10 protein-coding genes are annotated in these 15,352 nt (G+C 46.1%); 3 read left to right on the forward strand and 7 right to left on the reverse strand.

Features of this window, described 5'->3' with window-relative positions; all coding sequences use genetic code 11:
- Both addB and NSQ55_RS23275 read right to left on the reverse strand, forming a co-directional pair.
- Positions 1-3,513, reverse strand: a complete 3,513-nt coding sequence (gene addB, locus NSQ55_RS23270) for a helicase-exonuclease AddAB subunit AddB (protein ID WP_339169337.1) — start codon at positions 3,511-3,513, stop codon at positions 1-3.
- Positions 3,514-4,286: 773 nt separating this feature from the next.
- Entirely contained in the window at positions 4,287-5,711 is a 1,425-nt protein-coding gene (locus tag NSQ55_RS23275; protein ID WP_248549502.1) for a class I SAM-dependent rRNA methyltransferase, read from the reverse strand.
- A 99-nt stretch (positions 5,712-5,810) separates the two neighbouring features.
- On the opposite strand from NSQ55_RS23275, the gene NSQ55_RS23280 reads away from it, so the two are divergent.
- The gene (locus NSQ55_RS23280; RefSeq protein WP_076192106.1) at positions 5,811-6,797 is read left to right on the forward strand and encodes a Na/Pi symporter; all 987 of its coding nucleotides are present in this window, start codon (positions 5,811-5,813) and stop codon (positions 6,795-6,797) included.
- Positions 6,798-6,851: 54 nt separating this feature from the next.
- On the opposite strand, the gene NSQ55_RS23285 is transcribed toward NSQ55_RS23280, so the two are convergent.
- From NSQ55_RS23285 to NSQ55_RS23300, 4 genes are all read right to left on the reverse strand, one after another.
- Positions 6,852-7,682: an energy-coupling factor transporter transmembrane component T gene (locus NSQ55_RS23285; RefSeq protein ID WP_076128979.1), complete on the reverse strand. Its 831-nt coding sequence runs from the start codon at positions 7,680-7,682 to the stop codon at positions 6,852-6,854.
- Positions 7,679-9,385, reverse strand: a complete 1,707-nt coding sequence (locus NSQ55_RS23290; protein ID WP_339169339.1) for an ABC transporter ATP-binding protein — start codon at positions 9,383-9,385, stop codon at positions 7,679-7,681. Before NSQ55_RS23290 ends, NSQ55_RS23285 begins: the two co-directional genes overlap by 4 nt.
- A gap of 81 nt (positions 9,386-9,466) precedes the next feature.
- Positions 9,467-10,027: an ECF-type riboflavin transporter substrate-binding protein gene (locus NSQ55_RS23295; protein ID WP_076128974.1), complete on the reverse strand. Its 561-nt coding sequence runs from the start codon at positions 10,025-10,027 to the stop codon at positions 9,467-9,469.
- Positions 10,028-10,178: 151 nt separating this feature from the next.
- Positions 10,179-12,404 carry a hypothetical protein gene (locus NSQ55_RS23300; RefSeq protein WP_339169341.1) on the reverse strand — a complete coding sequence of 742 codons (2,226 nt, stop codon included), beginning with the start codon at positions 12,402-12,404 and terminating at the stop codon, positions 10,179-10,181.
- Between the two features lie 209 nt (positions 12,405-12,613).
- Between NSQ55_RS23300 and NSQ55_RS23305 the strand changes: the two genes are divergently transcribed.
- Both NSQ55_RS23305 and NSQ55_RS23310 read left to right on the forward strand, forming a co-directional pair.
- Positions 12,614-13,348: an AzlC family ABC transporter permease gene (locus NSQ55_RS23305; RefSeq protein WP_036683898.1), complete on the forward strand. Its 735-nt coding sequence runs from the start codon at positions 12,614-12,616 to the stop codon at positions 13,346-13,348.
- Positions 13,339-13,665, forward strand: coding sequence for an AzlD domain-containing protein (locus NSQ55_RS23310; protein ID WP_339169342.1), 327 nt, complete (start codon positions 13,339-13,341; stop codon positions 13,663-13,665). Before NSQ55_RS23305 ends, NSQ55_RS23310 begins: the two co-directional genes overlap by 10 nt.
- A 341-nt stretch (positions 13,666-14,006) precedes the next feature.
- Here the strand turns inward: NSQ55_RS23310 and mtaB are convergent, their stop codons facing one another.
- Positions 14,007-15,350: a tRNA (N(6)-L-threonylcarbamoyladenosine(37)-C(2))-methylthiotransferase MtaB gene (gene mtaB / locus NSQ55_RS23315; RefSeq protein ID WP_339169344.1), complete on the reverse strand. Its 1,344-nt coding sequence runs from the start codon at positions 15,348-15,350 to the stop codon at positions 14,007-14,009.
- Between the last annotated feature and the right edge of the window lie 2 nt (positions 15,351-15,352).

The following is a 15,352-nucleotide window of genomic DNA, read 5'->3' on the forward strand; positions in this document are numbered from 1 at the left end:
TCAAGGTGTAGTTCCTCCTTTGCGGGACAGCAGATCCCATATAACGTCCTTCCCTGGCTTACCCAGATTGTTATAGCTGTTACCTTCCACAGCTTCATCGAACTGGCAGACAGGCCTAAAGGAACAGAATGTGCAGGCGGTCTCCTGTCCAATTCGGTACGGCTCAATCGCCACATCACCCTCTGTAATCCGTGTCCCGATATCCGAGATCGTCCCTCTAACGGAGGATAATAGATGGCTCCACTGCTCTGGTGTAGCTACTGAAGCACTGCTATAAAAGCTGCCGTCAGCTTTTACTGCTACAGGCACGATAGAAGAATACCCTTTGTCTAAAGTGGTATCCATCAGGGAGACAACCTCACGATCAGCTGTAAGCAGTCCTTTCATCTTGAAGCGTTTCAACAGCTCTTGCTCAGCCTGTTCCTTGTTCATCCCGTTGGATGAAGTTAACAACGGATCATGCACATGGAAATAAAGTGTGCCTGCTGGAAGTGCCGGCTGCCCCAGCCATTGCTCCGAATATGTCAGCAGCACATCCAAATAAGTCAGCATTTGCAGCGACAATCCATAATACACCTCATGCAGCTTGAGATCCTTTTGGCTCGATTTATAATCAATTACCCGCAGAAGAATTCCGTTCTCTCCACGAGCCATGTCTACACGGTCAATCCGGCCAACGACCTCCATCACACAGCCATTCGGCAGCGTAATTCTTAAAGGCGGCAACTCCTTATCCGGTCCAAAATCCAGCTCCAGCCCTACTGGCTCAAAGCTGCCCCGGCGGGCGTGCTCGCCCAGAATCACAGAAGCACGTCCAACAATATTCTTAAGCTTACGGGAGATGTACCCGTAACGTTTGGAGCTCATTAGAATTTCACCCTGCAACATCGGAGATAGCCGTTCTACTGTCTCACTGGCCTCACGCCGACATTCATCCGGAGACAAGCTGCCCCAGCCCCGTCCCTCTTGTTTCAGTCTTATCGCCATATCACTTAACGCAGCATGGAACAGTTGTCCAATATCAGGGGCTTGCAGCTTATATAACTGGCGCTCTTTCAGTCTTAGTCCGTAGGACGCAAAATGGGAAAATGAGCACGCAACAAATTTCTCCATCCGGGACACACTGCCCCGCAGTGTTGAGCCACCATACAATCTGAGGCTTGTGCCACGCTTTAGCTTCGTTCCTTCATTACGATAGAACAGTGAGCTTAGCAAACGTTCCAGTTGAAATTTACGATCTTCGTTCTTAGTAAACCAGTTATACACACCCCACCATAGCTCCGGAATTTCTGTCCCCTGGCGCCACTGCCGCAGCTGCATAATCAATGCGCGAAGACTCTGTTCTGGTTGACCAATGAAACCGAGATGAATAGGATTTTCGACTTCTGCCGGTAGTCCCGCTGGGGGAAGTGCTGACAAGCTATGCTCTTGAACCCTTGGGAACATTCTATGCAAATGCCGGATAACCTCAGAGGGAAGGAGAGCTTTGCCCTCATCATCCGCTGTAGCGTAGCTAATCCAGAGCTTTCGGCTTCCTGTCGTTAGTGCATTATAGATCAGAAACCGCTCGTCCAGCAGTTTACGAGAAGCGCCGGGAGCAAGCTCCATTCCAGCATTCTCTAGTACGGAGCGTTCACCTTCCGAGAGAATTCCATCTTCCTTAAACTGCGCAGGCACAACACCTTCATTAAATCCAAGCAAAAAGGCGTATTTAACCCCCGTTGGGCGAGTCCGATCCATATTGCCGACCAATACTTGATCCAGTGCGGGTGGAACTAGTCCCATTTTAAGTTCAGCAAGTCCTGTCTCTAGAACTCCAGTGAACACTTCAAACTCAAGTCTTTCATTGCCCATCATTTCTACTATCTGATCTAGCAGATCAAGTACCGCACCCCACAACTGGCTATGTTCCCTAGCCTTCTCGGGTTGGCCCTTCTCCATAGACTTAACACTGAGTTTCTCTAGCTTTCGTGCAACATCCGTCTCTTCAAGCAGCTTGTACATTGCCGTACATAGTTCAAGGCCGCTTCGGCTTTTCTGGATTCGTTTCTCAAAAGCAAATAATGGACCTGTTATACTAGCACGGCATCGTTCCATAGTAGCAAGCAGTTTATCATCCATCTGTCTGCCGCCCTCCAGCGACAAGCTAGGAATACCTTTCCAGGAGCGGCCATCTGTCCAGCGGTACCCCTGAATCCCACAAGCCAGCACATAGTTTTCTAAAGCATCCATATCCTCACGCGTAATACTATCGTCTAGCGGAAGCAGAAGCTCCGTCTTTACACAACGGAATACATCCTCGTAACGCCAGCGACGACGCACTACATCCAACGCGGAACGTATAAACTCCACTAGCGGATGATGCAGCTCATTCACCTTCTGGTCCAGAAAAAATGGCACTCCATAATCTTGGAACAACGGCTGAACCAGCTGCTCATAATCGCCAATATTGCGCATCAATACGGCCATTTCGCCATATTTTGCACCTTCATCTCGCGCCAGTCTAGTCATTTCGCGCAGCGCTCCCTCAACCTCTGCTCTGTGCGACACTGCGGCGCCTATGGAGATAGCCTCTCTTGCCAGTTCATCCGCACCTATCCAAGCTTTCCGGCGATCATATCCCCGTTCAAGGTGAGCAAGTACTGGACTTTCTTCAAAACGTGGAAGAACCATTGGCTCCAGCAGCTCGTCCCATACATCAATGCCCAGCTCTTCAGCAATTCCACGCAGTTTAATGTAAGTAACCGCAGTTGGGTGAAACAATTCAAGCTCATTCAACTGATCTCCATAGGGGTAAGGACGATCAATTGTAAGCGAAACCGTCAGCTTCGAAGCTTGCTGCATCAATTCTCGAAGCACTACGAATTCCTGCGGAGTAAATCCATGGAACCCATCTACCCAAATCTCTGCCCCGCGAATGTAAGAGGAATCTGGAATATGCTCAGCCAGTTCTGCTAAACGATCCTCTTCATCGATATAAAGACGGGACATTTCCTTCTCTAAATCGCTAAAAACCAGCTGCAAATCATCCAGCTTACCCTCAAGAATAGGACTTCTTGCAATAGCTCCTCGCATAGCGGACAACTGTTCCTCTAAATCAGTGGAACCCAAACAGCAACGTTTCATCTCCGTGTGCAGTTGGTTCAGACGTTCCACAAAACCCGGTCTGTCTGCTGAGGCACCGAATAATTTCAGTTCCTCTTTGCGGCGACTGATGATTTTGTAAATTAACATTTTCTTACCTTCTTCACTGATTGGCAGACTTGCACTGCCACCAGTTTCCTGCTTCACACGATAGGCAAGCCGCGAAAAACTCAGTGTCTGCGCCCGAAGGCTTCCCTTCACATTCCCTACGGTCAGAAGCCCCCGTTCTGCTCCAAAAGAACCTTGCTCTGGCACAAGAATAATAATCGGCGCACCAAGCGGTTCCTTTTCTAAGGAAGAAGAGATAGATTCCCATATTTTTGTTGTCTTGCCACTGCCCGAGCGGCCTAGTAAAAAGGTTACCGGCATAAATGATAGACTCCTTCCGTAGCGGAGAAAATATATAGAATACAGGGTGAAATATCCACCCATTGATTACACTCCAATTAAAAAAGTTCAGTGATTCCTCGTCCCCTCAGTATATCATAACCACACTAATCGGAACATGTGTTTGCTAGTATTTTCTAATGTTTTACAAAGGATAAACAGCTACGAGTACAAATAAAAAAAGCAAACCTCCGAATTTTGGCGGCTTGCTTTTTAGAGTGTTTAGTTTGTTTTTAATGCCAGATGTGCAACGTTAGATTGGAGCTGCCAATGTCAGAGCATAGGGTCAATGTTAGACTGTTCAGCGTTCGGCGTTCAATACTCAACACCCCGCACTCAACATTAGCACTCTACACCGATCGTTTTGTAATCCGCATTCCGCATATCATAATTCAATAAGCATCATTCGTTGTTTACCATTTAGTATTCCGAATTTAACATTCAACATTTCGGCTCGGCTTGTTTCATTAATTACTTACGGACCCAGGAGCCGTTATTCGTGGATTCAGTGCTGTTATGGCAGCTTTTCGGACCCCACTGACGCTATTCTTCGAAAATGTGTGACATTACGGGTGTTTTTGGGGCAATAGCGCCTTTGGGGTCCGTAAGAATTCAATAATAGCCTGTTTGCGCTAAATAGAGTCATCTGAGTCCGTTAGCAACTCCTTGCATTACAGTCGACTCACGACCACCCTACGTCCAGCCCGTTTATCCTACTTGTTACTTGGCACTGTAAACCTTTTTGACCTTCAGGCTTATTTTTTACTCCGCACTTCAAAAATCGCAAACTTCAGATAGTGTCCTTCGTTAACGCCAAGTATTTGTGGGTGGTCTTTGCCTGCGGCCCGCCATTCCACAAGTCTCAGCACCTTGCCAGCATCTTTAGCCGCATCGGCAATCGTTTCGAGGAACAGATCTGGCTGCATATGGTAAGAACAGCTTGCGGTAACCAAATAGCCGCCTTCGTTCACCAGCTTCATCCCGTGCAGATTGATATCCTTGTAACCACGACAAGCGCCAGCTACTGCACTTTTGGTTTTGGCAAACGCCGGAGGGTCCAGGATGACTACATCCCAAGTTCTTCCTCCACCTGCTGTCATCGGCTTGGATGTGTCGGTTTTGGCTGTTTTGCCTCCGGTTTTAGGATTTGCAGCAGCTGCTGCCGTCTCTGTTCCACTTGCAACTGTCGCCCGTTCAGAACGTTCCTCTAGTCCTTTAACCTGATTCCGTAGATATGCAAAAGCATCATCCACTACGAATTCAACACGATCGCTAAAGCCGTTCAGCTCCACATTCACTTTGGCACTCTCAATGGCGTGTGCTGAAACATCAAGGCAGGTTACTTTTTTCGCGCCATACTTGCAGGCATGCAGCGTGAAGCTGCCCGTATGCGAGAAGCATTCCAGCACTGTCGCACCGTCCCAATAAGGGAACGTTACATGTTTGCCGCTCTTATTAACTGGTAAGGTCTGTAGTGAACCATCCTCAGTTTCAATTTCCTGTAGCGTAATGCCGCTTCGTCCTCCCCACCCTTTCATGAGCGGAGCAATGGAAGCTCTATTCTCACGTTGGTCAAAGAAGTAACCTGTCTTCTGGCCCTCTTCAATATCAACGACTAGCTTCAGGCCATTCTCGCTCACGGTTACATGCCTTGGACATTCCCCGTACAGCACACCCGTTGTCTGCTCCATACCTTCAAGCTCGCGCACACTAACATCACTGCGCTCATAGATTCCGCGCGGTGCCATAACCTGCACCAATGCTTCGACGATTTCTGCACGCCGCTTGTCCATTCCGAGGGTAAGCAGCTGCACAACCAAAATATCTCCGAATCGATCTACAATAAGCCCCGGCAAAAAGTCCGCTTCACCATAAACCAAGCGATAAGCATCCGCACCCGGAAGGAACCGGTTTCTGTGTTGCAGACAATTCGCAAACCGTTCTGCAAAAAAGGCTGTATCCATGATCGCAAGGGGTCCCTGCGATACAATTCTTACCCGAATCTGTGACGCTGGATTGTAATATCCCACGGCCAAAAATCGGCCCTGATGATTAAGGACATCTACTAATCCCCCCGCTTCCGGATTCCCTTCTACCGATGCGACTTCACCTGCATAGACCCATGGATGGCCCTGTTCCAGTCTTTTTTTGCGATTGCGTTCTAAAATAACCGATGGCAATGACTTCAACTCCCTGTTTTTCTAAAAATGTTTTTATACATGTCCCATGCAATACATTCATATATTGGTGTACAACCCTCGTCCAAAGGAGTATGCCCTATGTTCAGTGATTTGCTGTTCCCTATCATATATGGTCTTGTTATCTTTCTAGCCGGCATGAAGCTGATGGAAACGGCGTTGTCCAAGCTAGCAGGCCCTCTATTAACTACAAGCCTAAATAGAGCTACCTCAACACCTATTAAAGGAATGATTGCCAGCAGCCTGTTGTCCGCCTTACTCCAGAGCAGTACTGCTGTAACGGTGTTGACTATCGGCATGGTCAATGCCGGCCTGCTTACCTATGCCCGCACACTTGGCATTATCCTGGGCAGCAACATCGGCACCACATTAACTACAGAATTGATCGGACTTCAGATCAATACCATGGCCACGCCCTTGCTGGCAGCCTCGCTCAGTCTGTGGGCAGCGGCAGTTATTGCAGGCGAACTGCCGCCTACATCGCGAGTGGCAGAGCTCTGCCACAAAATATCCCCGCCGCTGCAATTTATCAGTCTGGCTGTATCAGGCTTCTCCCTCGTCCTATGGGGCATCGCTGTCATGCAGTCTATCGGCGGAATACTTCAGGAAAGTGGCTTATTCCTCTGGTTCCTAAACCATGCCGCTACTAGTGCCTTATGGGGGCTCGCCGCTGGAGCGTGCCTAACAGCCATGCTCCATAGCAGCGCTGCTGTCATAGCTATGGCTATGAGCATTGCCGCCTCGGGTGCCATGCCGCCTGAGCTAGGTATAGCCATTGTGCTGGGCGCCAACGTAGGCACCTGTGTCACAGCGGTCATCGCTTCCATCGGCGGCACGCCATCCGGCGTCTTCGTCGCTTGGTCCCATGTTGCGCTTAATGTAGGCGGTGCACTACTATTCTTGCCCATGATCGGGCTGCTACAAGCAAGTGCTGCATGGATTGGTGGAGGCCCTGCTTCACAAATCGCCCACGCCCAGACCATTTTCAACGTAGTCTGCTCACTTCTAGCACTGCCATTATGCTACCTGTCTATATGGTCAAAACTGGAGAAACGTCTTCAGTCTTAACAAAAAGGTGCCGTTTATTATAATCCCAGTTTTCCACAACTGTACTATTATACTTCAATCGAAAATATTATAAAACCGCGAACCGTCGTAAAAAGTGATCACCGTCGAGAAAATTCCAATCAGCGCAAACAAAGCCAATGCAAAATAATCGTCTCTCGTGAACGGGCGACGGCTATACCAAGTTCGTTTGGTCTCAGTGCCAAAGCCGCGCAGCTCCATAGCGGTACTGATATTTTCAATCCGCTCGATACTAGTCAGAATTAGGGGCATCAGAATCGAAATGATATTTTTTAGCCGCTTAGGCAGCTTTTCTTTTCTAGAAATATCTATTCCCCTTGCTTGAGCAGAAAACGATATATTCTCATAATCTCGTTGAATATCCGGAATGTACCGCAGTGCCAGCGATACAGAATATGCAATTTTATAGTTCACTCCAACTCTATTTAAGGATGCTGCAAATTCACTGGGATTGGTCGTTAGAAGAAATAATAATGCCATAGGAATGACCACCGCATATTTCAGGGCAATATTGAATTGATAAAATAGCTGCTCCCAAGTTACCGTATACCGGCCTGCAATATGCATAATATCATGACGTGTCCCGTAAACACGTACGCCCTCCAAAGGAGAAAAAATAAAGATAGCTATATGATTAAGCAAAAAGAAAATCAAAATAAAATATAATACGAAAGCATAATCCTGAAATTGAACTTTGGAAATTCTAAAGGCAAGCAAACTAAATAACAGCATCACAATTAGACATCTTGTATCATATGTAATCATCCCCGTCACAGACCACACTACAAATAAAATCAACTTCGTAGCGCCGGTAAGACGGTGAATAGGTGAATCCTGCTTCGTAAAAGTTAACATTTTGGCCTTCATCCGCCTCGGCTCCTCCTATCATACGCAATAAACCTTCTAACGAACTCCTCCGGTTGTTTCAATCCAGCTTTTATAGCTAGGGCAAAAAGCGAGGTTTCTTTCAAGTTCGCTTTTTTCACCACATCAGTATTCGTTAATATTCGCTCAGGGCTATCATCCGCAAGCTTCACGCCATCAGCTAACACTATAGCTCTATCGGCATATTCCAGCATCAAGTGCATATCATGCGTAATCATAATGACCGTCATCCCCTGCCCCCGCAGCGTCAAGAGAAACTCCATCATTTCGTTATAATGCCTGTAATCCTGAGCAGCAGTCGGTTCATCCAAAATGATCACTTCCGGCTCCAGTACCAGAATGGCGGCAATCGTGACCCGTTTCTTTTGGCCGTAACTTAGCGCCGAGATCGGCCAGCTGCGAAAAACATAAAGTCCGCACACCTTCAAGACTTGATGGACGCGTTCACGAACGAGCTCCTCAGGGCAACCTCGGAGTCTTAGTCCTAGGGCAACCTCATCATATAAAAGTGTCTTTGAAATCATATGATTGGGATTTTGCATAACAAAACCAATCCGCTCTGCCCGCTCCTTAATCGTGTCCTGAGCAATATCACGCCCATGCATCCGTATTGATCCGGAAGTAGGTTTATAGAAGCCACAAATCAGCTTAGAAACTGTAGATTTCCCAGCCCCATTTCGCCCCGCTATACAGACCATCTCTCCTTTATGAATACAGAGATTGAGCTTATCCAGCACCTGCTGATTTTTTTCGTATCCAAAAGAAATATCTTGCAGTTCAAGGATGGGTGGGCTCTCCAGCTTATCCTGGCGCGACTGATTGCACTCATACCAGATCTTAAGTTTATTAGAACACGCCTCCAACTCTATATCGTTCACATGTTGCGGATTCATATTTGCTGTAATCGAACATCCGGCATACTTCAAAGCCGTTAAATAGAGAGGTTCCCGAATGCCAACTTCTGAAAGCAACGTTGTGCTCAACAGTTCTGCAGCCGGCATATCCGCCGCAATACGTCCTTCATGGATCACAATAATACGGTCCACCGCCCGATGCAGCACCTCTTCAAGACGATGCTCTATCATAATAACGGTTTTACCTGTCTCTTTATGCACTCGATCAATAAGCTCAATCGCTTTTGTACCGGTATAAGGATCTAAGCTTGCCAGCGGTTCATCAAAGAGCAGGATGTCCACATCACCTACCAGTACACCTGCCAAGGACGTTTTTTGCTTTTGTCCACCCGATAACTCCTGAGGAGAAGAGGCCAGAAAATCGTGGATATCCACCGCTCTTGCGGCAGCCGCCACTTTGCTCTTCATTTCTGTCTGCTGAACCACATGGTTCTCTAGACTGAAGGCGATATCCTCACCAACCGTTAATCCTACAAATTGTCCATCCGGGTCCTGCAATACGGTACCTACCTGATTGGACAGCTCTGCGATACTCAGATCCTTCTGCTCCTGGCCTATAACCCGTAATGAACCTGATATTTCCCCTCTGTAAGCAAAAGGGATGAGACCATTAATGCAATGAGCCAGTGTACTTTTCCCAGAACCTGAGGGTCCCACGATAAGCACCTTCTCCCCTTCAACAATCGTTAAGTTAATCCCCTGTAGTGTGGGTTCCTGCTGCGCCCGATATTGAAAGCTGAAATCCTTAAATTCAATCATTACTTTTTTCATCTGAGACCTTCCTCTGGGTTAATGTGAAGAGAAAAAAGCCGGTGATTTCCACCGGCTTTTTAGCTTGGATATGTATTCCACTCAAGCTTCTCTAGTCAAGCTGCCCTGTTTCGTTCTTGTCTTAGCATACGCAATGGCTAGTAAAGATCCGATCACTGCCACCGAAGCTATATTTAATGCACCTGCGGTCAGTCCTTGCGTAAATACTTTATTAGCGGGTTCTGCATAGATCAGAATATCCAACACTGGGGCTACAAGGAACCAAGCTACAGCATTCGCTGCAATCTGAGCCAGATTAAAGCGTATTATTTCCTTCCGTCCGAATTCCCCGTCATGAATAGCGATTCTAGCTACTAACAAGCCAATAACCAGCCCTACAATTCCTGATGATATGACCCAACTGAACCATGGCGATCCATAAGATATCGTATCCTTCAGGGTATGCCCGATCAGGCCTATAAATAATCCGGCAAACGGGCCGTACAATAGGGAGAACAATGCCAGTAATGCGTATGTAGTCTCGATGTTAGTGTTTGGAATACCCGAAGGAATCGAGCCGAATCTCCCCAATATAACGAATAAAGCAGAACCAATACCAATCGCTACAATCGTCTTGATCGACAACACCTTTTGTTTTGCCATGTTTTCATCTCCCCCAACGCATCTATTATGTTTTATGTGATTATACATCGGAATAGTCGGAATTACTATAGAATCTAAATAAAAAAATCTGCAAAGCAACATAATGTTGGCTTTGCAGATTCATAGTTGATAATTCAGATCCTATTCTCTATTACTTCACTGTCACTGATACTGTAACTGTTTTGCCGCCTAGCTTTCCTTTAATGGATGTCGTTCCTTTACTCACAGCTACAATCTGACCACTTGCAGATACTCTCGCTACAGAAGGCTTGGAGCTGGTCCATACCGCACTTCCAGTAACAACAGCAGTCTTACCAGTATCATACTGTGCAGTCACGACTACATTCTGAACGGCTCCCGGAGCCATTTTCAGTCTGCTTTCATTAACAGTCAGCTTTGTTAATTTAGGAACTACAGTAATTTTGACACTAGCAGCAATCCCTTGGTAAGATCCTGTCAACGTAGCAGTACCTTCTGTTACTGCTTTAACGGTTGTAGCTTTAACTGTAGCAACCGCCTCGTTTGAGGACTCCCAATTCATACTGCTGGAGACATTCCCTGTCTTACCATTAGAATAATAAGCCGTTACCTTTATCGCTTTAGAGCCTTTAATGTTCATTTCGATAGCAGTAGGTTCTACAACTAGCTTAGTAACCTTTTGTTCAATGGTAACTGGGATACTGATGGTTTTATTAGCGTAAGTTCCCTTTAAAGTAGCAGAACCCTTCACCAGTCCTTTGATTACCTTACCGGAAGTTGTTGTCTTGATAATCGCATTCGTACCGGTAAGCTCCCATTCCATAGTTCCAGTAGCATCAAGTTCACTGCCGTTTTCCATCACAGCTTTTACTTCAGGAACAGCCTTCTCTTCACCAGTAACAATCACCAGATTTTCTTCTGGTCCAAGCAAGACAAGGACTTTATCTTTCACTGTAACCTTTACTTCAACACTTTTTTCTCTTACAGCAGTTTTTGAAGTCGTTGGGTTTTCTGATTTTATTTTACCGATAACCTTCACAATACCTGCCGATTCAGCAACAATCTTGCCGTCTTTAATGGTGGCAATCTCATCATCCGCAGAGGTCCACTCAATATCACTGCTAAGATCTAGCTTTGTTCCGTCAAGCTTTGTACCATTTACTTTTGGAAGGCTTACGGTGTCATCTGTGTAAAGCTCCAATTCCGTCTTGTCGGCTGCCAGTTCTGTGATCGTAGGATACACTGTCAGCTTAAAGCTTTTATTAATTCCTCTGTACTCTGCTTTAATAACCGAAGTTCCCACTGCTTTAGCAGTCACTGCCGCAGTATCGCTACCAGGCGTAACGGTTGCCGCCAATTGGTTATCCGAAGTCCATACTGCGCTGCCTGAAATGTTCGGAGTAGAATTCGCAGCATCGCGAACCTCAGCTTTAACGTTCAGGGTTTCGCCCATAAACAGGAATTGATCTCCTGTAGGAGTAAGTAGTAGCGCTTCATAAGGAGCACGTACATATACGTCTACTGTTTGTGTAATCCCTAGATAGGATACTGTAATTACAGCTTTACCAGCAGACAACACTTTGATCTCGCCTTTGTCTACTGTAGCTACACTAGCACTAGAAGAGGACCATTCTGCTTTCTCTGAAATATCATTTGCGCTGGATTTTGTAGTTTCTTTAGTCTCTGCAACCAACTTCAAAGGTGCATCTCCGACTAGCATCTCTAGTTCTTTAACGATTTTGTCGTCATGTTTAAGCTCAATTTCAGAATAAGGCAATTTCACTACAGCCTTAAAGGTTGCTGTTAAGGTCTTGTATTTGGCAGTGATCGTTGCTGTACCTTCACCAGCCAAAGTGATCTTACCTTCTGCAATGGTCAACACGCTTGTGTTGGAGCTGCTCCAAGTAGTATCAGCCGTTACATCCTTAGCAGAAGTCGCTGTTTCTCCACCAATCGCATTGGCTTTGACCAGCAGTTTATCCTCATCATCACCCAATTTGTAGTTCCCTTCAGAACTATATTCGAGCTTCAGTTCTTTAACAGGATGGGCTACCTCAACTTCGATGGTAGCAAGTGCATGATTATAAGTCGCTGTAATAATAGCTTTTCCACTGTCAATCGGAGTCAATAGGCCATTTACTACCTTTACAGCGTTTGTGTTAGAAGAATTCCATACAACTGCACCTGTCACATCTCTTTTAGATGAGGACCCTTCCACATTCGCATATACCTTAAGTTGCTTTGGCGTTTGTCCAACCGTAAGCTCTACTTTAGCGGAGCTTTCGAATTCAATCGAGTTGATATCGCCGGTCGCTGCAAAGACACTTACCGGAAAAACCGCAGTAGCTAACAATATCATGATGAGGAGCATTTTCGTCATTTTCCTGTACACAGTCATTTGTTCTCTCCCTTAGGCTATAATGTCGTTCGGTGGTTTATCCCCACACTCTTTTACTTATATCGACAATTGTACCCTAAGTGTTTACCCCCTGGCTCTATAAAGCGAAATTCGGGACTTTCAGACTAGATAATACGGTAAAGGTTGATCAAAATATTAGGAAGTAATATGCTAACTACTAAATTCTTTCTTGAAACAAGGGGGCTACGATGAGTGCAGAGAACGTCCAACTAGAAGCAATCCCGTCTCCTAAACAGGAAGATAGCTTCCTTAAAGGGGTAAAAGATTGTATTCCCACACTACTAGGCTACTTAAGCATCGGACTTGCAGCAGGTGTTGTTCAAAAGACAGCCGGGCTCAGCATTGCTGAGATTGCCTTAATCAGCTTGATTCTTTACGCGGGCTCAGCTCAGTTTATAGCTGCTGGAATGATAGCTGTTAGCAGCTCTCCTGCGGCCATTATTATTACGATATTTATCGTGAATCTTCGCCATATTTTGCTTAGTGCAGCTCTTTCACCTTATTTCCGCCATCTTTCCCCACTGAGAAATATGCTGGTTGGTTCTTTATTGACTGATGAGACCTTTGGGGTTGCCATCAATCAAGCTTTGAATAAGCAGCAAATCAGTGAAAAATGGATGCACGGTCTAAATCTCACCGCTTATTTAAATTGGTTTCTTGCGAATGTAGCGGGAGCTTTTTTAGCCCAGTGGATCTCAGACCCTGATCAATTCGGTTTACAGTTTGCCTTACCTGCGATGTTTATTGGCATTCTTGTAATTTCCATGATTGACCGTAATAAAATCAAACTAGATTTGGTTGTCGCAATCCTTGCCGTGATCATAGCAGTAGGAAGCTCCTTCCTATTCTCCAGCAGTGTTGGAGTGATTATCGCTACAGTCATTGCGTCAACAATAGGGATGGTGTTTGAAAAATGGAAGTGAGATGGGATGTATTTCTGATCATTCTAGGAACAGCTTTTGTGACCTTTATTCCCAGGGTGGTTCCACTCATGATCCTTAGCCGGTTTGAATTGCCAGAATGGGGAATGCGCTGGTTAAACTATGTTCCTATCTCTGTTATGGCAGCATTAATAGGTCAGGAGATATTTTTGAATGATGGGAAATTCTCGTCTTTAGCTAATAACATTGAGCTTTTTGCGGCATTGCCTACTTTTTTGGTTGCGATAAAAACCCGGAGCTTGCTAGGCACTGTACTGGCGGGGATTGTTTCAATCATGATTCTACGGATGTTTTTTTGATCCACTTCTACGCGTATGAAGTCACTATCGGACACAGTTGACCTTATTCGCAGCATTATCCCACTTTTGGAACACTAATGGACACCATAGTCGCTATAGTCATGAAAAACACCTATTATGAACTACTTTCTGAGGAATAGCTGCACTGGAGTCCGAAACTAAGCATAAAAGGCAAAAAAAATGCAAATAACGCCATCTGGGTCCGAAAGCATCAGGAGATTGTTATGAATTGGTGGTCTAGGCAGCAATAACTAAAAACAGAGCAGCCCTTCCCCGCTAACGGGAAAATGGCTGCTCTGTTGTCTTTTACTAATATCTATTGCTTAACGGATATCAATTGCTTAACGGACAGCCTGCTGAAGCCCAGTCTGACTAACCCCGACCAACTCACCGCGGCATTCGTTCACGCCAGCTTCCGTTATCTTCACCTGACAAAGTTCTCCTTGGAGTGAATCTTCTCCATCAAAGAACACCTGCAAATAGTTGTCGCTAAATCCATGCTGGATATTGCGCCCCGGCGCCCCTTTAGCAGCTCTTTCCGGAATAACACTTAATGTCTGGCCTACAAATTTGCGAGCATAAGCTATTTGCATTTCTTCCGAAAGATCAATCAGTTCTTGCACGCGTACATTTTTGATTTCTTCGTCGATCTGATTCTCCATCCGCGCTGCCGGAGTGCCCGTCCGCTTGGAGTAAGGGAATACGTGCATCTCGGAGTAATTAATAGCCTTCATGAAGTCGTAGCCGGCACGGAACATTTCCTCGGTCTCCCCCGGGAACCCAACGATAACATCCGTAGTAATCCCGACATCTGGCATCGCCTGACGGATCAGCTGCATTTTGGCGTAATATTCTTCTGTCGTATATTTACGGCGCATCGCTTTCAGCACATCATTATGTCCGGCTTGCAGCGGGATATGCAGATGACGGCACATTTTAGAGGAACGGTTCAGCACCTCCAGCAGCTTCTCATCGATCTGGCTAGCTTCGATAGAACTGATACGTACCCGCTCCAGTCCATCCACCTTATCTAGATCCCACAGCAAATCGGCTAGACGGTAATTATCAAGATCGTCACCGTAACCACCGGTATGAATACCCGTGAGAACAAATTCCTTATACCCTGCTTCTACTAATTGATGTGCCTGGGTTACGATACTTTTGGGATCACGGCTGCGGGAAAGTCCACGCGACCATGGAATGATGCAGAATGTGCAGAAGTTGTTGCAGCCATCCTGAATCTTCATAAAAGCACGCGTCCGATCCGCAAAGCCAGGTACATCCATCTCTTCGAATTCACGTGTCTTCATAATATTACGAACAGCGTTGACCGGCTGACGTGAGGCTTCAATGTTCTTTACATGCGTCATGATCTGATCGCGGTCCTGGTTACCAATAACAAGATCGACACCAGGAATATCAAGAATCTCACCAGGAGAGGTCTGCGCATAGCAGCCAGTAACCGCCACGATAGCCTCCGGATTGCGGCGAACGGCACGACGAATCATTTGACGGCTTTTTTTGTCACCTGTATTAGTTACAGTACAAGTATTAATCAGATATACATCGGCGGGTCCCTCGAAATCGACCTGCTCGTAACCTTCATTTTTGAATAGCTGCCAGATGGCTTCGGTGTCATAAAAATTCACTTTACAACCTAAAGTATAAAATGCTACGGATGGCATCT

It is taken from the genome of Paenibacillus sp. FSL H7-0943 (assembly GCF_037963265.1).
GTDB classification, from domain to species: domain Bacteria; phylum Bacillota; class Bacilli; order Paenibacillales; family Paenibacillaceae; genus Paenibacillus_AQ; species Paenibacillus_AQ odorifer.

What these genes read in the sequence shown, in the direction of transcription:
- addB (WP_339169337.1), bottom strand. Translation starts at nt 3,513, where the DNA reads ATGCCGGTAACCTTTTTACTAGGCCGCTCGGGCAGTGGCAAGACAACA.
- NSQ55_RS23280 (WP_076192106.1), top strand. Translation starts at nt 5,811, where the DNA reads ATGTTCAGTGATTTGCTGTTCCCTATCATATATGGTCTTGTTATCTTT.
- NSQ55_RS23285 (WP_076128979.1), bottom strand. Translation starts at nt 7,682, where the DNA reads ATGAAGGCCAAAATGTTAACTTTTACGAAGCAGGATTCACCTATTCAC.
- NSQ55_RS23290 (WP_339169339.1), bottom strand. Translation starts at nt 9,385, where the DNA reads ATGAAAAAAGTAATGATTGAATTTAAGGATTTCAGCTTTCAATATCGG.
- NSQ55_RS23295 (WP_076128974.1), bottom strand. Translation starts at nt 10,027, where the DNA reads ATGGCAAAACAAAAGGTGTTGTCGATCAAGACGATTGTAGCGATTGGT.
- NSQ55_RS23300 (WP_339169341.1), bottom strand. Translation starts at nt 12,404, where the DNA reads ATGACTGTGTACAGGAAAATGACGAAAATGCTCCTCATCATGATATTG.
- NSQ55_RS23305 (WP_036683898.1), top strand. Translation starts at nt 12,614, where the DNA reads ATGAGTGCAGAGAACGTCCAACTAGAAGCAATCCCGTCTCCTAAACAG.
- NSQ55_RS23310 (WP_339169342.1), top strand. Translation starts at nt 13,339, where the DNA reads ATGGAAGTGAGATGGGATGTATTTCTGATCATTCTAGGAACAGCTTTT.
- mtaB (WP_339169344.1), bottom strand. Translation starts at nt 15,350, where the DNA reads ATGCCATCCGTAGCATTTTATACTTTAGGTTGTAAAGTGAATTTTTAT.